Here is a 23142-nt window from a genome sequence, read left to right on the forward strand (position 1 = left end):
CTTTCCGACACCCTACTACGAATGTTCCTTTTGGTAAATACAGAACTGATACTTAGAAAATAGATATCTTGCAATATTGCAACATTTTATGTTGGCAGTGTATCTATTTACCTTGTGGGCAATGTATCATAAGTTAAGTATTAAATAACTCTGAATACTATCTAGCGATCGCCTCTATTTAAATAATTAAATATTGAGATATATAGCTTTCATCGATCAACATGTTTATCAGTCATAATAACTTATGATAAATTAGTCACAATTTTATGTTTTCCATAGATATTATTTGGTATTAAATTTTAATAAACTAATTAAATATCCAATGTAAAAAATGAACTATTCCTCTTACTTATCTATATAATTTTAAACATTCAAACTTAGATAAAAATCTAGAACATTAATACAAATAAAGTATATTTAAACCAACCAAAAGACAGATTAAATCAACTATAATTACTTTTAATATATTGATTACAAAACAAAGGGCGTTACGACTGTAGGGTGCAACTTACCTAAAGACATAGATGATCGCAGAGTAAGAGTTTTAGTTTTTACTCTGTGTTTATTTATTCAAAAAAATAAACAAGCCAGTCGTCAAAATTCAGCTTTATATCAAGCGACTGGCTAGCATAGAAGCTTTAAGATGATGTTTAAAAGTCCTCTTCTCGGTAGTAAAACGTTCTAGATCCCCCTAAATCCCGCGATAAGTTGGGGGACTTTGATTCCAGTTCCCCCCTTAAAAAGCAGTCCTCGAATTACCCCACCCTAACCCTCCCCGATGCATTGGGGAGGGAACTAAATGTTCCGGTTTCCCCCCTTGGCAAGGGGGGATTAAGGGGGGTAATTTTATTTGTGTATACACCGTAGCCTTAAAAAGGCGGGCTAGCGGGGATCTAGAAGTACTTAAATATCACAGCCGACCACTTTTCAAACAACCTCTAAGAGAATGGAAATAAATGGTTGTAATACCCTTAACTTCTGAGGTTTATACGGTGTGTTGTCGGCAAAATTTGCTAACGCTAATCACACAGTTTGGAAAACCTACTGAAGAGTCAAGACGTTATATTTTTTAAGTCATTCTATTACAACCAAATTAACTTGGTATAACAACCATCGTCATCCAAAAACTAAATAGGTAGCCTCAATGAGGCTAAGGAATGCTAAATTTCGGCACCTGCTTTTGATTCGGCACCCATTGGCGAAACATAATCACGGAAAAGAGTAATCTGTTGCTCAAAGGCTAATCCTTGAATTCTGCCAAACAACGCTTTAGCTTCTGGAGAAAGTTGATAATCATCAGGCATGGGAATAATAGTGGCATTTTCCATACCTTGAGATAATCGATACCAAAACAGTAGCTTGGTGGTATCACCCAAAGAACCATATTCACGAGAAATTTGGGTATCCACTTTATTAATCAAATCACGCTGAACTTGTAATTGTTCTTCGTGAGATAATTCCTTAACTTGATTAAACAAACCTTCAGCGATTTCTGAAGAAGCAGTGCTAGCACCAGGAGCGGCTGGCGTAATTGAACCGCCTATTTCTTTATAGATAAACCAAAATAAAGCGAGTTGTTGATCCACATTTAAGTTTTGCCAAGCCTGAACATGTTCACGAATAGTTGGATCGTTAGTTTGTGTGTATGTCATGATTAACTCCAATTACATTTACCAGTACTATTAGCAACATTAACAAATGTATATTTGTACTTTTAACCTACTGAAGACAGATGTCTTGGAATCATAAAGAAGAACAATTATTAGTCCTGTATTAAAAGCATTACAGTTAGATAATCCCCAAAATCAACAGCTAAAATAATGCTTGGCAAGGGCAAGTTAAAGAAATTAGCAGTTGGAATACTAATTTATTTAGAGATTTTCAAAAGCTATTTCGGTGGATAGATGTTAATTTTATTGTGGCAGTACTTAGAAAAGCACTGCCTAGTTTAGAGACATCCAATTTATGAATGTAGAGTTTTAAATTGTTATTGAGCTTATTCTGGCCGATTTTGATAATCTTCAGAAGACTTTGGATCTAACTCCCAGCGATCGCCATCACGGTCTTCTAAAATATCATTGGTATGCAGAAACTCAGAATCATCCATTTTTAGCCCCACTGCGGCTCCTATATCCTCAGTTACATTTTTATCGGGAGTAGAAGCAGTACCACCAACAGCCTCATCTCCAACTGCATCTGCATCTTGCCAATAAGCATCAACATCTCCACCAGTGAGTTCAGGACTAGTTTCTGTGTACTCCTGTCTTTGTGCTGCCATTGAGCGCCCACCAATATTGTATCCCGGCAAGTCTTTCACACCAGTACCGTAGGATTCGGTAATTTCTTCTGGCAAATCATTGCTTTTGTTTTCGTCATGATGATTTTTTTCTGCCATGATACTAGCCCATTTCTGCATTCTCACAATAACGTTTTACTGTCACAAACTTGTCTAACTAGAGATGTATAGCTAATAAAATAATCTATCCCCTGGGAACGAAGCTAAACTAGCGATCGCGCCATAAGATTGTAAATATGAATTCATGGTCAAGCAACTTGTAGTTGAAGTTTTTAGTTATGAGTTAGGAGTTATTAAACCGAAACTATTCAGTAGCTAATTTCTGACTCGTAACTATTTTATTCAGAAAAAATAAAATTTTAAGTTTAGCATTTTAACTTTTATTGATGTTTTAAAACACCTGAATGCTAAACAAAAAGATATTCAATAATTTTGAGCAGCGGAGGTACACAGTGGAATACGACGAGTTCATTACACACGTACAAAGCCTTGCCCAATCAGATTCTCGTGAAGAGGCAGAACGTGCTACCCGTGCCACATTAGAAACCCTTAAAGAACGGATAGCTGGTGATGAAGCACAAGAACTAGCTGCAAATTTGCCCCAACCATTAGGCGATTATTTGCGAGGAAGAGAAGGAGATAGTGGTAAGACTTTCAACTTGCAAGAGTTTATTACACGTGCAAGTCAAAAAGAAAATATAGAACCAACCACAGCGGCAATTCATGTTCGGGCTGTATTTGCAGTGTTGCAAAATGCCATTAACCCAGAAACATTTGCAGCTTTTCACGCCTATTTTTCTCACGATTATGAAGAACTATTTACTATTTCACCAACAGGTGAAGTACCCGCATAGTAGGAAATTCAAGATTTTTCTTCTTAAAAATCTTGGTTGTTAAACTGTCCTCATCGATAAATATTGTAGCTAGTTAAATACTAGAAATAAACAGGTAATACCATTTTATGACTGACCATAACAATCATTCCGGTAAGAAAAAAGTTGCTATCCTCATTGAACAAGCAGTAGAGGATGCAGAATTTACAGTTCCTTATAATGGACTAAAACAAGCAGGAATGGAGGTAGTAGTCCTTGGTTCCCGAATGAATGAAAAATATAAGGGCAAACGCGGTAAACTTAGCATCCAAGCTGATGGTACTACAACAGAAGCGATCGCAGCCGAATTCGATGCAGTGGTGATTCCGGGTGGTATGGCGCCCGATAAAATGCGACGCAACCCCAACACAGTACGCTTTGTACAAGAGGCTATACAACAAGGGAAATTAGTCGCTGCGGTTTGTCACGGGCCACAAGTTTTGATTGAAGGCGACTTGCTCAAGGGTAAACAAGTCACTGGGTTTAGCGCTATTGCTAAGGACATGATTAACGCTGGCGCAAATTATGTAGATGAGCCGGTGGTAGTTGACGGAAATTTGATTACATCTCGTGAACCCGGAGACTTGGCAATTTTCACCACAGCTATTTTGAGCCGTTTGGGTTATGGTGGCAAAGATGCTGCATTGCCAAATGAAAAAGACACAACTGCTGAATGGTGGAAACTGGCTGATGCTTGGGGTGGCTCAACTAAAGGTGATATTAGCAGAGGTTTAAATACTGCCCTTACTGGTGAACGTTATTCACTGGAAGCATTGGATAAGTACTTTGAAAAGGAATCAGATGGGGAAGTCAAATCACTCTTTCAAGAGATAATTGGTAATAAACAACGCCACATTGAAAAGCTAGAAACCTATCTTCAGATATTGGGCGAGAAACCCTCTTTAGGAGCAAATATTGCCAATCAGTATGCCAAAGTGAAAACTGCCTTGACAGGAAGTGATGACATATATCAGTTGCGTTCTGCTTTAGGAGATGTACAAACTGGTATCGGCGATATTGGTAATTTGTGTGCAACGTACACTGACCCAGTGGCAACTGCTATTTTCAAAGAAATTTACCACGATTTATTGAAATACGAACAGCGATTAGCAGAGTTGTATCGGGCGCGAATAGGCGCTCAGATTAAGCCTCCTAAGCCGACTACAGGGGCAGCTGTATCAATGTAACTGAACGAACCGCAGAGGCGCAGTCTGTCCCAAAAGTTTTGAAGGGTTATAAAAGTTTGTAGTAAGGACTTTAGTCCTGGATTTTTAAGCACTTAAGTGCTTACTACAAACATTGCAAAATTAATGGGACAGACCACTAGAAACAAGAAAGTTTAGTTTTTGCACCTCTGTGGTTAATTTACTGTGATGGAGAGATAAAAAAGTGACTTCAACATCAGGCGATAAACTCACTAACAGTCAGAGTGAAGCTAGTGAAGTAGAGCGTTGGGCATCTCTCATCGGTGGCGGTGCGATGGTGCTGATGGGTCTAAAGCAAGGTTCATTGCGGGGAGCACTAACGGCTTTAGCTGGCGGCGGTTTGATTTATCAAGGTGCAACCAAGCAAAGCACAATTCAGCAAGCACAGGAAGCAATAGGGATAAACCAACCCATCAAAGTTGAAAAGACGGTAACAATTAATAAATCGGCAGAAGAATTGTATCGCTTTTGGCACAACTTTGAGAATCTGCCCACATTTATGAAGCATCTTAAATCTGTCAAGGTGTACAACGAAAAACGTTCTCATTGGATAGCCAATGCACCTTTAGGTAACAGCGTAGAATGGGATGCAGAAATTCTCGAAGACCGGGAAAATGAATTTATTTCTTGGGCTTCTGTGGAAGGTGCAGACGTTGATAATTCTGGTTTTGTCCGCTTCAAAAAAGCACCACTCGATCGTGGTACGGAAGTAAAGATTGTCTTGGAGTATAACCCACCAGGTGGAGCATTGGGAGCTACCGTAGCTAAACTTTTTGGTGAAGAACCAGAACAGCAAATTGGTGATGAATTGCGCCGCTTTAAAATGCTCATGGAAGCAGGTGAAATTGCCACAACCGCAGGTCAATCTTCTGGACATAATTAGTTTTACCCAACGCCTGAAAATGGCGAAAAGTTTGCCAAAGCAGAAGTGATTAACTAGGAAGTAAGTGGGCGTAAATAATTAAAGGTTTGTAGTGGAGACTTTAGTCTTCTCTTAAGGGCTAAAGCCCTTACTACGAGCTAATTAAATTGAATTTAACATTACTTAATGTAGTTTGATTTGTTCTTGCCCACTTACTTCGTTAATGCTGGCGAAGCGTTGAAAGAGATGCATAGTGGTCGTGGTGACGAATGTATTTAGATAAGGCATCCCACGTCCATCACATTTTTCAACAAGAAAAGGATAGCTCCATCAAAGTTATTCTTAAACTCTGAATGGTGAATAGTCATTCAGTCATTTGAATTGTACACCCAACAGAATGTAATTGAGGTTTTTATGAATCGAGTAATTTCATGGTTGCGGAATATTCGGATCTCCCAAGTACTTGTAGTTTTCTTGGTAGGATTTATGTTTTTACTGGGTCAAGCTTTTAGCTCCGCTAACATAGCACAAGCTGATGTTAAAACTCCAGAGGGTACTTATTATAAAGGTGTACCAGATCAGCAAGGTGAAATCAGAAACGATACCCAAGTTGGAAATACCCAAAATCCGTTAAAAGAAGCTGCTGACAATATCCGTGAAAAGCTAAATCTAGATGAAGAAACTCCTAGAGCTACAAAAGAGTTTTTTGATCCTGCAACAAACAAAGTTAGAGAAAATGGTCAACCATTAACTAAAACGGAAGAAGGTTATTACCGAACTCCTGCTACTAGATAATGAAGAAATAGGGTCTAAGCTTATAACAATTTTTAAGTCTCATTGCTTGACTAATATATTGTCGCGTAAGCCTTGACTAGTTACAGAGATGCGATAATTATCGCGTCTCTAAATTAGACCAAATCAAGATATTTATCTTGATATTATTTAGCCATAAATTCTAATTAAGGACTAATAGTTATGAAAGCAGTTTGCTGGTATGGAGCAAACGATGTGCGGGTGGAAACAGTTCCCGACCCCAAAATTATCAATCCACGTGATGCCATTATTAAAATTACTTCCACAGCAATTTGTGGTTCTGATTTGCATCTTTACAACGGCTACATCCCCACAATGGAAAAGGGCGATATCCTTGGTCATGAATTCATGGGGGAAGTCGTAGAACTGGGAAGTGCAGTTAAAAATGTGAACGTAGGCGATCGCGTGGTTGTTCCTTTCACCATCTCCTGCGGTAACTGCTTTTTCTGCAATCGGGATTTATGGTCACTGTGCGACAACTCTAACCCCAATGCTTGGTTAGTAGAAAAGCAAATGGGTCATTCACCATCAGGTCTGTTTGGCTACTCTCACTTATTTGGTGGTTACGCTGGTGGTCAAGCCGAGTATGCACGAGTGCCATTTGCCGATGTTGGTCTGTTCAAAATTCCCGATAGTTTGACGGATGAGCAAGTACTATTTTTAACTGATATTTTCCCCACTGGATATATGGCAGCTGAAAACTGCAACATCAAACCTGGTGATATTGTCGCCGTTTGGGGTTGTGGGCCAGTGGGACAATTTGCTATTCAAAGCGCATATCTTCTTGGTGCAGAACGGGTTATTGCCATTGACCGCGTTCCTGAACGCCTACAAATGGCTAAAGAATACGGCAAAGCTGAAATCCTTAACTACGAAGAAGTGGATGTAGGCGAAGCACTCAAAGAAATGACTGGCGGTCGTGGCCCCGATGCTTGCATTGATGCAGTAGGAATGGAGGCACACGGCACAGATTTTATGGCGTTGTACGACCAAGTAAAGCAAGCAGTACGTTTAGAAACAGACCGTCCGACGGCATTACGCCAAGTAATTGTGTCTTGTAGGAAAGGTGGTCACGTATCAATTCCAGGTGTGTACGGTGGCTTTGTAGACAAAGTGCCGATGGGTGCTGCTATGAACAAGGGACTAACCTTGAAAATGGGACAAACACATGTCCACAAGTATCTAAAACCTTTGCTAGAACACGTTCAAAACGGTGATATCGATCCAACCTTTATCATCACTCACAGATTACCTCTAGAACAAGCGCCCCACGGCTACGAAATTTTTAAGGACAAGAAAGATAACTGCATCAAAGTTGTACTCAAACCGTGAAGGGAATAGGGAGTAGGTTACAGGTTACAGGGTACAGGTTACAGGGTACAGGTTACAGGGTACAGATTATGCCCTATCACCTGTCACCTTTCACCTCTCCCCTAATCCCAATGCCCAAATTTAAAACTATAAAGAGGCAAAAAATATGTCTGATACAACCGTTATCAAAGTAGACTCTAGTCATTCTCCTAAAGGTCAACTTGGTCAGAAATATCTTGCATCTGGCAAAAGCATTTCCATGCGCCTGTGGGAGAATGAGCAACCAAATGAACCTAAAGATTCAACAGCACGGGAATATGAGACTGTTGGTTACGTAATCAATGGTCGTGCAGAATTACATATTGAAGGGCAAACAATTTTGCTAGAGCCTGGAAGTTCTTGGGTAGTACCAAAAGGAGCCAGCCACACCTATAAAATTCTAGAACCATTCACTGCTGTTGAAGCAACCAGTCCACCCGCTCAAGTTCACGGGCGAGATGAAAACTGATTTGCAGTGATCTAAAATTTTGCGATCGCTATAGCCGCTTTCAATTGCACGGAACATAGAGCATTCGTAGGGGAACAAGAATAGACCTCTTGCAAAAACATATTTTTGCAAGAGAGGGAAAAGGGTAAAGGTTAAAGGGAAAGGATTTTGAGTTTCTTTACCCTTTTCCCCTTCCCCTTTACCCCGACTTTTGCAAGAAGTCTAATATTGTTCCTCTTTATACTGTGCATGAATATTAGCGATGAAGTGACACTTCCCCCAGTATTTCCAAAAGCGATCGCTCCATAACTTCACTGACAAATTTATTACCTTGCAAGTTGAGGTGAATATGGTCGTGAAACAAACCTTGCGGGTTGGTGGTTGAATTGAAGCTCGGCAAAAAATCTATATAGTTAATTTGCTGTGCTTTGGTAAATTCGCTCAAGCGCTGACGTGCTTTAATTTCGTAATCACGGGGGCCCGGTTCACCAATTTCTCGCAGTAAGGGAGTCATAACAAGCAGAAATTGGCTGTTGGTTTGACGAGTCAGAGCTTGAATTTTAGCGATCGCCTCCAGATTAATCCCCACGCGATCGCCTGGTTCATTTTGCACTGCTTGCAGTTCAGGAATTGGCTTTTGCTTAACGATATAACGCTGCCACACTTCCACTAATGCCAGGGGAGGTTTACTATCTGGATAATTGCGATCGCGTCCTACTGGTAAAGATGTGGGAGGAGTAGCAAACAAATCATCGGTATTAATTAATAACACCACTGCTTGCGCGTTTAAATTGCCAAACTTTTCTAAATAAGCTAATTCGTTCCTTGGCCCCCAAGAGTTAGCTGAAGCATTTAGCACTTCTACTTCCTGGTAATTACTATTAGTGGATGATGTCAAAGAACGCATCATCAAACTAGATATTGTATTAGTCTGATCTGTCCACCAGCCACCATTAGCAATAGAATCACCCAACAGTAAAACTCGCAGTTCAGAAGGTGCAGGTATCTTTTTGATTGGACTACCTCGCATAGAATATTCATTAATTTCAATGCGATTCCCAAAACGACGGGTACGCTGGTTAGGAGCTAATAAATAACCAATCTGTTCATCGCCAATATAAATCAGGGGATTACCAAAACCAAACAGCGATCGCAGTCCGATCTCCACCACCACAAATAATCCCACAACCACCGCCGAAATTACGATCAGTGCCACTTTCACCTACTCACGACCTTTTATACACATTTGTCAATTGTCATTTGTCATTGGTCATTTGTCATTGGGTATAAGAAGTTAGAACTAGAAGGTTTAGAGGATGTTTGAAAAGTTTCTCTCTGTAACTTTAGGCACTTTAGATCCCCCCTAACCCCCCTAAAAAAGGGGGGAACTGGAGTCAAAGTCCCCCTTTTTAAGGGGGATTTAGGGGGATCTAAAACTTTTGATACCGACAAGAGGACTTTTCAAACAACCTCTTAGGCTCAAAGTTAAGCTTCCAAAGATGAAAGTTACGCCATGTGCGACTTTATCTCAAACCTAACCCCCAACCCCTTCCCTACTAGCGTTGGGGAGCAAAAATCAAAGCCTCTCTTCTTTTAGGCTAGTTGTACACACAAGTCTAATTACCCCCCTTCCCCAATGCGGGAAGGGGGTTAGGTTTTCGTGGACTTTTCCACGTAACGTGAAAAATCAGGCTTGCTTATTTGTCATTAGACAGAGGTTATTTTATTCAAAAATCCGCCTCCAGGTGCTAGCAAAAAGTCTGCTAGACCAACCATTATGCTATCTGGCGTGTTTGTAAATATTGTGCAATTAATGACAATTGCGATCGCCACCGGAAAAGGCGGGTACGCCATCGCGCCACAATTCGGCACAACACACTGGACTGACGGGAGGATACTGCGTGAGAATTGGTGCTAACTACTTAGGTAACGGAGAATGTGAATTTACAGTTTGGTCTCCGCTATTAGATAGCGTCACGGTAAAAACCTTGACGCCACAGCAACAGGTTATTCCCCTCAAGCCTCAGTCTGAGGGATACTGGCACGCGAAAGTCAACGATGTGTATCCGGGTACGCTTTATCGGTATGTCTTGAATGGCCAAGACGCTTTTGCCGATCCGGCGTCGCAGTATCAACCAGAAGGAGTGCATGGGCCTTCTCAAATTGTCGATCATCAGTTTGAGTGGACTGATGAAGCATGGGCGGGTATTCCTTTGGAGTCGATGATTTTCTATGAACTCCACGTTGGGACATTTACACCTGAAGGAACTTTCACCGCCATTATTTCCCGTTTACCAGAACTGAGAGAATTGGGAATTAACGCTATTGAAATTATGCCCATCTCCCAGTTTCCAGGAGATACTCATATTGAAGCAACTCTTGCATATCGCAACTGGGGCTATGATGGCGTTTACCCTTTTGCTGTCCAAAATTCTTACGGTAGCCCATCTGAACTGAAGCAACTGGTAAATGCTTGCCACCAACATAATATTGCTGTTGTGCTGGATGTGGTGTATAACCACTTTGGGCCAGAAGGCAACTACATGAGTCAGTTCGCACCCTATTTTACTAAAACCTATAAAACGCCGTGGGGCGAAGCGCTGAATTTTGATGATGCCCATAGTCAGGGTTTGCGAAATTATTTTATCGAAAATGCGCTTTACTGGTTGCGAGAATTCCACATTGATGGATTGCGCCTCGATGCAATTCAAGCGATTTACGACTTGGGAGCCAAGCATTTTTTGTGGGAACTGTCCGAAGCAGTTCATAATTTCTCAGAAGAAGGGCAAACATGGAAACGCCACTTAATTGCTGAAAGTGACTTGAATAATCCGCAAATCATTCGTCCATCAGAATTGGGTGGATATGGCATTGATGCTCAATGGAGTGATGATTTTCACCATGCATTGCACGCACTCTTGACAGGCGATCGCCAAGGGTATTATCAAGATTTTGGGCAGTTTGCTGATTTGGCAAAAGCTTACAACGATACTTTTGTCTACGATTGGAAGTACTCGCCCGATCGCAAACGATTTCATGGTATATCTTGCCGCGATCGCTCTTTATCACAGTTTACAGTCTGCATTCAGAATCACGATCAAATCGGCAATCAAATGAAAGGAGAACGCCTCACCCAGCGGATCTCTTTTGAAGGATTAAAGTTAGCCGCTGGTGCTGTGCTGCTGTCTCCCTACTTACCCCTGTTATTCATGGGAGAAGAATACGGTGAAACTGCACCCTTCATTTACTTTGTCAGTCACTCCGATCCAGATTTAATTCAAGCAGTTCGAGCCGGACGCAAACAAGAATTTGAAGCATTTCACTATGCAGATGATCCCCCAGATCCCGAATCAGCAGATACTTTCCTGCGTTCTAAACTTAATTGGCAATTACGCCATGAAGGTAATCACAAGATTCTATGGGATTGGTATCGTCAGTTAATTAATTTACGCAAGACGCATCCAGCACTGTTGAATCAAGACCGCAATTTCATCGAAGCGACTAGTAATGAAGACAAGCAGGTAGTCACCGTGCGTCGTTGGTGCGAATCAAGTGAACTAATATTTGTGATGAATTTCAATTCGTCGCCAGTCAAAGTGACTTTGCCAAGTCAACACGATGCTCATAAGCTATTAGACTCAGCAGATACCTCATGGTCTGGGCCTGGTTCTGAAGCCGCTGAACATCTGTCTGCGGGACAAGAAGTGACAGTAAAAGCTACTAGTATAGTCCTGTATGAAAATGGATGAAGGAGTTAACAATTCAAAATTCAAAACAAAAATAAAGGAGATATAGCGCAATACAGTTCAGATTCAGACCAAAACACTTGTAGAGACGGCGATTTATCGCGTCTAAAAAACCCACAATTTTGTACAATTAGCCCTTAACTAAACCGTATTAAAATATAACGTTTCTGAGTTGAGTGCAATACAGACCTAATCCCCAGCCCCTTCCCTGCGAGGCTACGGTGTACACACAAATCGAATTACCCCCCTTAATCCCCCCTTGCAAAGGGGGGAAAAAGAAATCAATCTAGTTCCCTCCCCTTTGCAAGGGGAGGGTTAGGGTGGGGTAAAATCCAGATTCATCAGCTATTACAGACTTGTGTATACACCGTAGCCCTACAAGGAAAGGGGAGTAAAATTTGTTAAAACTTAAAGTTTCGAGCAAAAAGGCTTAACGTTCAGGCAAAAAGGCTTAACATTCATGCAAAAAGCTTTAACGTTCATGCAAAAAGCCTCAACGTTCAGGCAAAAAGGCTCAACATTCAGGCAGAAAAGCTTAACATTCAGGCAGAAAGGCTTAACATTCAGGCAAAAAGACTTAACGTTCAGGCAAAAAGGCTCAAATTCCCCACTCGCCACTAAAAAAATATGCGAATTCCTACCGCAACTTATCGAATTCAGTTTACACCGCAGTTTGGCTTTGACAACGCTAAAGCGATCGCAGCTTATCTAGCAGATTTAGGTATTTCCGATTTATACGCCTCCCCCATTTTCAAGGCACGCTCTGGGAGTACGCACGGTTACGATATAGTAGATGCCACTGTACTTAACCCTGAACTGGGAACTAATGAATCCTTTGATGCATTAGTTAATGAAGTTCAATCCCTTGGTATGGGCTGGTTACAAGATATTGTGCCCAATCACATGGCCTATACCAGCGAAAATCTTTACTTGATGGACGTATTGGAACACGGGCCAGATTCCAGTTATACCGACTACTTTGACCTTTCTTGGAATGCTCCCTTTGGCGATCGCCAAGAGCGAATTCTCGCGCCGCTATTGGGAGATTTCTATGGTGCATCCCTAGAAAACGGACACATTCAACTGCAATACGAAGAAAATGGTTTAACTGTCAACTATTACAGCTTAAAACTGCCACTCCGGTTAGAGTCGTACACAAAATTTATCACTCATAACTTAGGTAAACTCACCCGTACACTAGGACGCAATCACCCCGATTTTATTAAGCTATTGGGGATTCTCTACATTCTCAAAAATGTCCCCTCAGAGGTGGCGGGTAAACAGCGACAAGACCAAATCGCATTTATTAAAGGATTGGTTTGGGAACTCTACACCACAAATGATGCGATCCGTGAGTTTATTGACGAAAATATCCAAACTTTCAACGGAGAACCAGGTAATTCAGAAAGCTTTAACCTCCTAGATGAATTACTGAATGAGCAATTTTACCGTCTCGCCTTCTGGAAAGTTGGGGCGGAGGAAATGAACTACCGCCGTTTCTTTACAGTCAATGAACTAATTTCCGTGAAAGTTGAAGAACTGCGAGTTTTTAATAATACCCACAGCCTAATTCAAAAGCTGGTTGAGGAAGGCAAATTTACAGGTTTACGCATTGACCATATTGATGGACTTTATAACCCAATCCAGTATCTAGAAAGGTTGAGAGAAAAGACGGGAGATATTTATATCACCGTTGAGAAGATTTTAGAATTTAGCGAAGAATTACCAGAGAATTGGGAAATTGAAGGTACATCTGGATATGACTTTTTGAACTATGTAAATGGCGTATTTTGTCAATATGAAAATCAATCACAATTCGATAAAATCTACAATAACTTTATTGGCTCAAGAGTAGATTATGCATCGGTAGTGAAGGATAAAAAGCACCTGATCCTGGAAAAGAATTTAGCAGGTGATATTGACAATCTGGCTCTTTTACTCAAGAATATTTCCAGTAAATATCGCTATGGCAATGATTTTACACTGAATGGATTAAAAAGAGCGATCGCAGAAGTTTTGACACTCTTCCCGATTTATCGTACTTATATTACCCCCGATGGCATTGGAGATAGCGATCGCGCCACCATTCAAGAAGTAATTAGCCAAGCCAAAGAACAAGCGCCCTTGTTGCAGCACGAATTGACCTTTATCGAAAAGTTAATGCTGCTAGAGTTTGATAATTCTCTGACTCAAACAGAACGCGAACAGTGGATATATTTTGTCTTACGAATGCAGCAATACAGCGGCCCGCTCATGGCCAAAGGCGTTGAAGACACCACATTATATGTTTACAATCGCTTGCTGTCGCTAAATGAAGTTGGGGGTAATCCCAGTCATTTTGGGATTTCAGTAACCAAATTTCATGCTTTTAACCAACAGCACCAAGCAATCTGGCCCCACACAATGAACACCACAGCCACCCACGACACCAAACGCGGCGAAGATGTGCGGGCCAGGTTGAATGTCCTCTCAGAAATTCCCGATGAGTGGGAACAGCAGGTAAATACTTGGAGCGCCATTAATCGAGGAAATCGTAGCCATCGCCACGGGTTTGCTATGCCCGATCGCAACGATGAGTATTTTCTCTATCAAACCCTAGTGGGGGCGTTTCCCTTTGCCGAACATGAACAGGCATCCTTTGTGGAACGGGTAAAGGACTATATAATTAAAGCAATTCGAGAAGCAAAAGTGCATACAGCATGGTTGCGACCTGATAGCGAGTACGAAGAAGCTTGTACTTCCTTTATTGAGAAAGTACTCGACTCTTCCATCTCCGGGGAATTTCTAGAAGTTTTTCGTCCCTTTCAACAGCGAATTGCAGACTATGGGATATTCAATTCCCTTTCTCAAACTCTACTAAAGATTACCGCACCCGGTATACCCGACTTTTACCAAGGAACAGAACTTTGGGAACTAAGCCTAGTAGATCCAGACAATCGCCGTCCCGTAGATTTTGAACAGCGACGTACTTACTTAAGCGCTATCCGCGAACAAGCAAAAACAGATATTCTCTCACTAATTCAGGAGTTACTGAACCAGAAAACAGACGGTAAAATCAAACTGTTTTTAACGGCTCAATTACTCCAAGCCAGAACAAACTACGTTTCATTATTCCAGGACGGTGACTATCTACCCTTAGAAGTTCAGGGAGCCTCCGCCAATCACATTATAGCCTTTGCGCGACGGGAAGGAAATCAAACAGCGATCGCGATCGCACCTCGCTTTTTAACCAGCCTCATCCAGCCTGGAGACAACCCCTTGGGCGAGTCAGTTTGGCAAGATACGCACCTACAATTACCCCCTGGAACTTCCCACACCTGGAAAAACATTATAACTCAGCAACCCTTACACACCACAGAAACCCTATCCATTGCAACAGCCCTCACCCATTTCCCAGTTGCCCTCTTAATTAGCACCGCCGAGTAAAAACAAAAATCAATTCCATGCCGAGAGAACCCAATGAAAAGTGCTGAGTGCTGAGTTCCGAGTGCTGAGTGAAAAGACCACCCACACTCTTGCGGGGCTTTTGCCGTAGTGCGGAAGTACTGAATACTTCTTAAATATTACTCAGCACTCAGCACTCAGCACTGACTTGGTAAAACCTCTGCGTACCTCTGCGGTTCCCTTTGCGTCCCTTTGCGTTGAAAAAATAATTCTTAATTATGACCATTCCCCCAGCACTTACCACCGCGCAAATAGACGCCGTGCGCGTCCATATCAAAAAAACGTGGAAAACCTTAACGCGATCGCACGAACACTTATTACAATCTGCCAAGGATACTAAACTAGATCACAAAAGCAACACTCCCTGGATAGTCTACATTTCACCATCAGAAGATTGTCCCAACATTCAAACTGTGTTAGAGCGATCGCTATCTTCCAAGGATATGCAACAGCTGGAAATTCGCACTTTACCACCAGAAGTCGAAGCGATTAAAGAACACGGATTACTATACCTACCAGGACCTTATGTTGTACCAGGTGGGCGCTTTAACGAAATGTATGGCTGGGATAGCTACTTTATATTACTGGGACTTTTACGCGATCAAGAATTGGAGCTAGCCCAAAGCCAAGTAGAGCAAATGCTTTACCAGGTGCAGCATTACGGCACTATCCTCAATTCCAATCGGACTTATATGCTGTCGCGATCGCAACCCCCCGTCCTCAGCATGATGGTTTTGGCGCTATTTCAGCACACCCAAGATGAAGAGTGGTTAAAATCAACCGTACCGATCCTAGAACAGTTTTATTATTACTGGGTAGTACCGCCCCATCTAAATGCTCCAATAGGCTTATCCCGATTCTATGCTTTTGGGGAAGGCCCCGCGCCAGAAGTTTTGTTCTCTGAGCGCGATGAAGAGGGAAAAAGCCACTACGATCGCGTCAAGGAGTACTATAAAACTTTTGAGATTGAGGATTATGACGTTAGTCTTTACTACAACCGAGAAAATGACGAACTGACCAATCTATTTTATCGGGGCGATCGCACCATGCGAGAGTCCGGTTTTGATATCACCAACCGATTTGGCCCCTTCAGTGCTGATATCCTCCACTATGCTCCTGTGTGCCTCAACAGTTTGCTGTATCAGGTGGAACAAGACTTGGGGCAAATTAATGACATTTTAGGGAACACAGAACTGGAAAAACAATGGCGCGATCGTGCAAATATCCGCCGCGATCGCATCGATAAGTGTCTCTGGGATGAAGAACAAGGACTTTATCTGGATTATCACTTCCAGAGTGGAAAACGCCGCGGTTACGAATTTGCTACCACCTTCTATCCCCTATGGCTGGGAATTGCTTCTCAAGCTCAAGCCCAGCGCGTTGTTGAAAATCTCTCATTGTTTGAAGCCCCAGGCGGAATTTTGACCAGTACTCATGTCACCGGAAACCAATGGGATGCCCCCTTTGGCTGGGCACCGTTGACATTAATTGCCGTTCAGGGACTTCACCGCTATGGATATCATACAGAAGGCGATCGCATTACCAACAAATTCTTAGCTATGGTAATTAAAGAATTTGAGCGTCACAATACCCTAGTTGAGAAATATGATGTTGAACGCTGTTCTGCCAACGTTTCCGACGAAATCTCTTTTGGATATAGTTCTAACGAAGTTGGTTTCGGCTGGACAAATGGAGTCATTCTGGAACTTTTAGCAGCCGATGGGAAAAAAGTTTAAAGTCGGAATTCAGAATTCAGAATTCAGGAGTCAGAATATAGATCAATACAGTTCAGAATAAGCAACAAAACCCTCATGTAGAGACGCGATTTATCGCGTCTTCAAAGACCTATTACCTACAAACAGCCGAACTCGCAAAAGTCCGGCTGAGTTTAATCAATCGTCTATACGCAGTAGCTTGCGATAAAACGGTTGTGAAAAATCGGTCAGTCTATGACGTTTATAGTTATCCATAAGTTCAATTAAAAAATTAATAAACTCGAAACTGGCCATCATCAGTTCATAACTCAAGTCAGCATTGCCATCAAACTGAATTCGGCAACGGGTTAAGTCTGAGGGTAGGGTAGCAACATTCCAAGAGGCGACAAAAGGGACATGTTCACTAGCTTCTATCTTCCTGTGTCCCTCCAAAACCCCTTTTTGATAAAGACTGATGGCATAAGGTAAAAAATTGCGCTTAGTACCCTGAACGTAAGGTAAGTAAACACTGGCTTGTTGTTGAGTGGCAGGCTGGAGTTGCTCAATAGACATTGTTAAATATTCCTCAAGTTAGTTTGCAACTGGGGATATTAGTGGATGTTAGTAGTATTCCCAAAAGATGTATCTAAAGCACACAGTGGTGAGTGAAGAAGGGAATAGGAATGGGGCATAGGGCATAGGGAATGGGGAATGGGGAATGGGGAATAGGGAATAGGGAGCAGAGTAGTGGAGTTCAAAGACTCATCAGCAAGTATCAAAGACTCATCCCTTATGCCCCATGCCCAATGCCCAATGCCCAATGCCCTATGCCCTATGCCCAATGCCCAATGCCCCATGCCCAATGCCCAATAAATGAAGTTACTGCTAAGAAATATTAAAATTTCAGTTAGAATAGGGCTGCATTAACTTTTATCGAAGCGGAGCGCAATAACATAAAAAATCCCCACTGTAAAGTTGTGGATGTTATTATTGCTGTTTCTCCCAGCAACGAGCTGCTGCTACCTTACTATTACTTTGCCCAAATCGGAGTTCTCATGAGAGAAAGTCCGACTCTACAAGCTTCCTGCCCAAGTGGCTATCAAAGGAATCAAGCCTCTGTCTAAGAGTAGCAAACGTGGTTAATTTGAGGTAATTACCCAGAGTGGCAGTGACAACAAAGGTAGTCTTAGCGGCTTTTGGCTTAGGGATAGCGGGTATTGCAGTTTACCCATTCCGATTAATATCGGGAAAAGTAGCTTAGGGATATTTGTCCGTAAAATTACTAACTGTAGACAAATAGTGGTTTTTGAATCAAGCAACCTAACCTATGCCAGCGAATTCCTGGCCCGAAGAAGATTCTTATCAAGAGCTTGAGCCGCTCAACTCCTTGTTGTCTGACCTATCAGTAGATGAGGAGTCAGTGTTAGAGACAGATTCTATGTCTTTAACATCCCGGTTTCAAGGTCGTAGACGCAAAGCAGCTCTAGTCTTGACTATCGTCTGGAGTGGCACGATCGCTCTACATTTAGTTTCTTGGGCTTCCATATTTATTCTAGGACTGACCACCATTCTAGGATTTCATGCCTTGGTGGTAGTGTTTACTAAATCCCGTCGCTATCCAAAAGAAATACAGGGAGATTTACCTTCTGTTTCTGTGCTGGTGGCTGCCAAAAATGAGGAAGCGGTAATTGCTAAATTAGTCAAAAATCTTTGTAATCTGGAATATCCGGGTGGGCAATACGAAGTATGGATTATTGACGATCACAGCAGTGATAGCACGCCGGATTTATTAGCAGAACTCGAACAGAAACACGATCAACTGAAAATATTAAGGCGTTCAGCAGAAGCTACTGGTGGCAAATCGGGGGCGTTGAATCAGGTATTGCCCCTGACAAAGGGCGATATCATCGCAGTATTTGATGCTGATGCCCAAGTAACACCAGACTTGCTGCAACAGGTAGTACCTTTATTTCAAAGAGAAAAGGTGGGGGCGGTGCAGGTGCGAAAAGCGATCGCCAACGCTAAAGCAAACTTTTGGACTAAGGGTCAAATGGCTGAAATGGCACTTGATACCTGGTTTCAGCAACAGCGGACTGCCCTTGGTGGTATTGGCGAACTGCGGGGCAATGGTCAATTTGTCCGGCGTTCAGCCTTGGAAAGCTGCGGTGGCTGGAATGAGGAAACCATTACCGATGATTTGGATTTGACAATCCGTTTACATTTGGATAAATGGGATATTGAGTGTGTTTTTCATCCAGCGGTGCAAGAAGAAGGAGTGACAAGTGCGATCGCACTTTGGCATCAGCGCAACCGTTGGGCAGAAGGCGGATATCAGCGCTATTTGGATTATTGGGATTTAATTCTCAAAAACCGCATGGGAACTCGCAAAAGCTGGGATTTGCTGATTTTTATGCTGATTATGTATATTTTGCCCACAGCAGCAGTCCCAGATTTATTAATGGCGATCGCTCGTCATCGTCCACCCATGTTAAGTCCCATCACAGGCTTGTCTATTTCTATGTCGATGGTAGGGATGTTTACAGGTCTGAAGCGGGTACGTCAAGATCAAAAATTCCCACTTTCTACATATCTTACGATGCTGGTGCAAACCCTGCGTGGCAGTTTATATATGTTGCACTGGTTAGTCGTCATGAGCAGTACTACTGCCCGGATGTCAGTAAGACCAAAGCGCCTGAAATGGGTGAAAACCTTGCATACGGGGAATGGGGAATAGCCCATTTGGGGAATTAAAAATAACAGAGGCAGGAGACAGGAGGAATAATGCCCTCTGCCTCCTGCCTTTTTCACTGAAAAACTTCGCCACTGATAGTAACATTGTAGCGATGAAAGTATCCTACGTTCAGGACAATTAAGTTGATACTACTGTGTAGTTTATACTTAGTAAATAAATAGGTTTGAGAGTGCTAAATCGTAAATTATAGTTAGTGCAAAGCCAAAAATCTTACAACTGTAATCTCTCTTTCAAATGCTGACTTTCGTGCCTGAGACTCCTGATGAAAATGAATGAAGAACAATGGCGGCTACTTAGGAAAGAACACTGGTTACTGCTTAAGCAGCAATTTCCCATTGGTCGTAAGTTTTGGGCAAAAGTAGGAAAAATTAAGCCTTTTGGTATATTTATAGAAGTCGATGATTTCCCAAAGGATTCCTATAGGTATATAGGTTTAATTCATATTGGGCCTATTTTTTACTACAAAGAGGAATGTAAACCACTACCTCTAGATTATGCTCAGTGGCCTCAAGAAGGCACGTATATTTATTGTATGGTTTATTATTATCAAGAAGAACACGACAACAATAATGGACAACTTAGCTTACGTTGGCTGGGGGAAACCAGTCAATCTCGACCTGAAGCATAGCGATTATCCCTCACTTTAGAAGCAACTATATGGAAGTTCCAAAGAATAAATTACTCAACAAAAATCGGTTATATCGCATATTTTATGCTACAAACAAACAACTAACGAGTTAAACAAAATAAACTTAATTAGTAGTAAGACTAAAAATCTAAGTTGGATATAGCTTTGTAGTATTTTATTGAAACTAAAATCATGAGTAAGATATAATTAGTAACATCAGCTTTGATTATTTTTCCTCATCAAATAAGTTTTATTCATTTCCCAGTTTTTAATTAAATATAAGAGCATTATTCATCATCAACTTCTGCTTCCTCCACCCATTCAGGTGTAGTTATGGAATCGGAGAATTCTGGGAAATCATCTGCAAAGCGGATAATTTGTCCGTTGAAAAATTCTGCTAGACGTTGAGCTGCGATCGCTACTTCGTCAACTTCCCAATCAGTTGTAGGTGTTTGCTTTGGCGGTGGAGGCAAAATTTGCGCCCCATTTCCATTTGCCCTATTTCCATTTGTCCCATTTCCATTTACTCCATTTCCATTTACTCCATTTCCATTTGCCCCATTGCCATTTCTTGCTACTTGCTCGGTTCTTAGTGGTGCTGGTGCTGGCGTCGCTGGCTGTGGTACTGGCGCTGGAGGCGAAATTTGCTGGTTGTAACTAGAAGTAGCTGGTTGCTGAACGCGACTAGAGTCTTTTGGCGGAGGATTTTTTTTGGCTGAAGTAGAGTTTGAAGAAATTCCTTTTTCTATATTTATCTGGATTTCACGCTGGAAAGTCTGCTGGAAAGCTGCCGCAATCATCGGTAGATAAGATTTTCCCTTGTCATACCATGCCTGTTTAATAGCAATTCGAGCCACAACACCATCGAACTCAATGAGTTGACTCATTTGACGTAGCATTTCTTGCCTTGATTTTGGCTGGAGGTTGGCAAGCACCTGTTGCCAAACCTGAGTTAAGTCATATTCTGCTTCCTCAACAACTTCTGAAGTTACTGGTTCAACGTTCACAGGTGGCACAGGAACAGATATAGGTTCTGGGGTTGGTGGTGAAATTGAGTTAACAACAGAATTGTGATTTGTTTGCCGTTCAACTACGGGAGATGAAGTGACGGGCTGATTTTGGACAACCGCTAGATGATGGTTTGCAGAATTATGATTTGTTTGCGGTTCAACTACAGGTACAGAAGAGACTGGTTGATTTTGGACAGCTGCTGGAGGATAGCTTGGAGATACAACAGGTGTGTGAACTCGCGGTGCGACACTTGGGGCTTGTAGTTGAACATTTGTCGCACTGGGTAACAATCCTAATAATGTTACTTCCAACCACAAACGCGGCTGGGTGCTATTTTTAATTTGCACTTCAGCTTCTCGCAAGTGTTTTTGTCCTGCTAAAATCACGCTCATATCGAAGTATTGAGCAAACTCAACCAGCGCTTTCCAGGTTTGCTGAGTACAAGCAACCAAATCGTGGCGATTGGGTGCGGTTTTAGCTATGAGTAAATCGCGGTAGAAGGCGGCGAGATTTTGCAGAATAGTTAGGGGTTCTCGACCACGATCTAGGATGTAGTGAGTACAGTCTAGAACTGCTTCGGGTTTATCTTGAGCGATCGCATTTAACAGCTTTAGCAAGTCCTGTTCGCTCACCGTCCCAACTAAATCCCAAACTCTATCCGGTGTTACTTCACCCGCTAATAAACCCAATTGGTCAAGCAAACTTTCGGCATCTCGCAACCCTCCTTGAGCAAGTTGGCCTACCAGGGTGACAGCATCGGGTGAAATATGAATGTTTTCTTTAAAAGCGATCGCACTTAAATGCTTCACCATCGCTTCTAACTGAATGCGTCTAAAATCAAACCTTTGACAGCGCGAAATAATCGTTGGTAACACCCGTTGCGGGTCTGTTGTCGCCAACACAAAAACCACGTGTCTTGGTGGTTCTTCTAGAGTCTTAAGTAGCGCGTTGAATGCCTGGGTACTTAGCATATGGCAATTGTGTACTAAGAGCATATTTGCCACAAAGTTATGATTATCTGCCACTTCAATATCATAGACTCGCTCAGTCCCAGCGAGGTGAACAGATACGACTGTCTCCAAACTTGTAATCCATGAGGATGCCACATCCACATTCACCTGACTTTCCACGTCGCGTGAACCTAACCCCCCAGCCCCCTTCCCTACTAGGGAATGGGGAGAATTCAAAGCCTCTCCCCTTGTAGGGGAGAGGTTTGGAGAGAGGTTTTCCAGATCCACATTCACAGGGGATAGTATCTTCACTCCTTCTCTTACGTCCTTTGCTGGTAGCCATCCCTGGTTTGTCCTAATTAAATGATTACCCGTACATCTAATTTCTCGGTTAGTTGTCTTGATAACGAAAGTTTGACGTTCTCCTTGATCTAACCACCTGACAACTTTCTTGAATTCCCATTTACCTGATGAGTCGTTGTAACTCAGAACCCTCTTGCCTTTGATTTTGGGATCATCGATTCTGTTAAGTCCGTCATCAGTCAATACCAGAGAATCTCCAGTTAGACATTCATCAATAACATAAACCTTGTAGCGACACTGCACAGGGGCAAACTGGGCTTTTTCAATCAATTCGCGGATATTATCGACACCAGTGTTGCTAGCGGCATCGATTTCAATTACATCTAAGGCGTAGCCCTTAGTGATCCCCTGACAAACATCACATACACCGCAGGGTTCTGCGGTGGGCTTGTCACTTTTGAGACAATTGAGGGATTTAGCCAGAATTCGGGCACTAGAAGTTTTCCCCGTACCTCTAGGCCCAGTGAATAAATAGGCGGGGGCAATTTTAGATGTGCCGATCGCGTTCGTGAGGGTGGTAGCGATCGCCTCTTGTCCCACCAGTTCAGCAAAACTTTTGGGGCGATATTTGTGGTGCAGGGGTTCGTAAGACATGGAAAAATAGACTTCAATGCCTTTCAATGTGAATTAGTAGCACCGAGTCGAGTTTAGGATTCAATTATTTTAAACTCTCGTACCTGCTTTATTTATCGATGTTGCCATAGCCCT

The 23142-nt window shown here is 42.1% G+C and carries 17 protein-coding genes; 12 read left to right on the plus strand and 5 right to left on the minus strand.

What is annotated here, in order from left to right; translation table 11 throughout:
* Positions 1–1160: 1160 nt before the first annotated feature.
* Both HUN01_RS07615 and HUN01_RS07620 read right to left on the minus strand, forming a co-directional pair.
* Positions 1161–1652, minus strand: a complete 492-nt coding sequence (locus HUN01_RS07615) for an orange carotenoid protein N-terminal domain-containing protein (protein WP_181930761.1) — start codon at positions 1650–1652, stop codon at positions 1161–1163.
* A 344-nt stretch (positions 1653–1996) separates the two neighbouring features.
* A complete protein-coding gene (locus HUN01_RS07620; RefSeq protein ID WP_181930762.1) occupies positions 1997–2395 on the minus strand; it encodes a DUF6335 family protein in 399 nt (132 codons plus the stop codon).
* A 353-nt stretch (positions 2396–2748) separates the two neighbouring features.
* Between HUN01_RS07620 and HUN01_RS07625 the strand changes: the two genes are divergently transcribed.
* The 6 genes from HUN01_RS07625 to HUN01_RS07650 all read left to right on the plus strand — a co-directional run bounded on the left by HUN01_RS07625 (position 2749) and on the right by HUN01_RS07650 (position 7867).
* Positions 2749–3150 carry a DUF2267 domain-containing protein gene (locus HUN01_RS07625; RefSeq protein ID WP_181930763.1) on the plus strand — a complete coding sequence of 134 codons (402 nt, stop codon included), beginning with the start codon at positions 2749–2751 and terminating at the stop codon, positions 3148–3150.
* Between the two features lie 107 nt (positions 3151–3257).
* Positions 3258–4355 (plus strand): DJ-1/PfpI/YhbO family deglycase/protease, encoded by a 1098-nt coding sequence (locus HUN01_RS07630; RefSeq protein WP_181930764.1) that lies wholly within the window; start codon positions 3258–3260, stop codon positions 4353–4355.
* A gap of 202 nt (positions 4356–4557) precedes the next feature.
* Positions 4558–5256: an SRPBCC family protein gene (locus tag HUN01_RS07635; protein WP_181930765.1), complete on the plus strand. Its 699-nt coding sequence runs from the start codon at positions 4558–4560 to the stop codon at positions 5254–5256.
* A gap of 393 nt (positions 5257–5649) precedes the next feature.
* A complete protein-coding gene (locus tag HUN01_RS07640) occupies positions 5650–6030 on the plus strand; it encodes a hypothetical protein (protein WP_181930766.1) in 381 nt (126 codons plus the stop codon).
* A 180-nt stretch (positions 6031–6210) separates the two neighbouring features.
* Positions 6211–7380, plus strand: a complete 1170-nt coding sequence (locus tag HUN01_RS07645) for a zinc-dependent alcohol dehydrogenase (protein ID WP_181930767.1) — start codon at positions 6211–6213, stop codon at positions 7378–7380.
* A gap of 145 nt (positions 7381–7525) precedes the next feature.
* On the plus strand, positions 7526–7867 hold the full coding sequence (locus HUN01_RS07650) for a cupin domain-containing protein (protein ID WP_181930768.1): 342 nt from the start codon (positions 7526–7528) through the stop codon (positions 7865–7867).
* A gap of 235 nt (positions 7868–8102) precedes the next feature.
* Here the strand turns inward: HUN01_RS07650 and HUN01_RS07655 are convergent, their stop codons facing one another.
* Positions 8103–9068 (minus strand): SGNH/GDSL hydrolase family protein, encoded by a 966-nt coding sequence (locus HUN01_RS07655; protein ID WP_181930769.1) that lies wholly within the window; start codon positions 9066–9068, stop codon positions 8103–8105.
* Positions 9069–9747: 679 nt separating this feature from the next.
* Between HUN01_RS07655 and treZ the strand changes: the two genes are divergently transcribed.
* The 3 genes from treZ to HUN01_RS07670 all read left to right on the plus strand — a co-directional run bounded on the left by treZ (position 9748) and on the right by HUN01_RS07670 (position 16772).
* Entirely contained in the window at positions 9748–11595 is a 1848-nt protein-coding gene (gene treZ, locus HUN01_RS07660; protein ID WP_181932602.1) for a malto-oligosyltrehalose trehalohydrolase, read from the plus strand.
* A gap of 624 nt (positions 11596–12219) precedes the next feature.
* Complete coding sequence (gene treY, locus HUN01_RS07665) at positions 12220–15018, plus strand: malto-oligosyltrehalose synthase (protein ID WP_181930770.1); 2799 nt, start codon at positions 12220–12222, stop codon at positions 15016–15018.
* Between the two features lie 236 nt (positions 15019–15254).
* Positions 15255–16772, plus strand: a complete 1518-nt coding sequence (locus HUN01_RS07670) for a trehalase family glycosidase (RefSeq protein WP_181930771.1) — start codon at positions 15255–15257, stop codon at positions 16770–16772.
* Between the two features lie 156 nt (positions 16773–16928).
* Here the strand turns inward: HUN01_RS07670 and ebsA are convergent, their stop codons facing one another.
* Complete coding sequence (gene ebsA, locus HUN01_RS07675; RefSeq protein WP_181930772.1) at positions 16929–17303, minus strand: type IV pilus biogenesis protein EbsA; 375 nt, start codon at positions 17301–17303, stop codon at positions 16929–16931.
* A gap of 131 nt (positions 17304–17434) precedes the next feature.
* Between ebsA and HUN01_RS07680 the strand changes: the two genes are divergently transcribed.
* From HUN01_RS07680 to HUN01_RS07690, 3 genes are all read left to right on the plus strand, one after another.
* Positions 17435–17629, plus strand: a complete 195-nt coding sequence (locus HUN01_RS07680) for a hypothetical protein (protein WP_181930773.1) — start codon at positions 17435–17437, stop codon at positions 17627–17629.
* Positions 17630–18057: 428 nt separating this feature from the next.
* Positions 18058–19464, plus strand: a complete 1407-nt coding sequence (locus tag HUN01_RS07685; protein ID WP_181930774.1) for a glycosyltransferase family 2 protein — start codon at positions 18058–18060, stop codon at positions 19462–19464.
* Positions 19465–19744: 280 nt separating this feature from the next.
* Entirely contained in the window at positions 19745–20110 is a 366-nt protein-coding gene (locus HUN01_RS07690) for a hypothetical protein (protein ID WP_181930775.1), read from the plus strand.
* 287 nt (positions 20111–20397) lie between these two features.
* Here the strand turns inward: HUN01_RS07690 and dnaX are convergent, their stop codons facing one another.
* A complete protein-coding gene (gene dnaX, locus HUN01_RS07695) occupies positions 20398–23028 on the minus strand; it encodes a DNA polymerase III subunit gamma/tau (RefSeq protein ID WP_181930776.1) in 2631 nt (876 codons plus the stop codon).
* Between the last annotated feature and the right edge of the window lie 114 nt (positions 23029–23142).

This window comes from Nostoc edaphicum CCNP1411 (genome assembly GCF_014023275.1).
GTDB lineage: Bacteria > Cyanobacteriota > Cyanobacteriia > Cyanobacteriales > Nostocaceae > Nostoc > Nostoc edaphicum_A.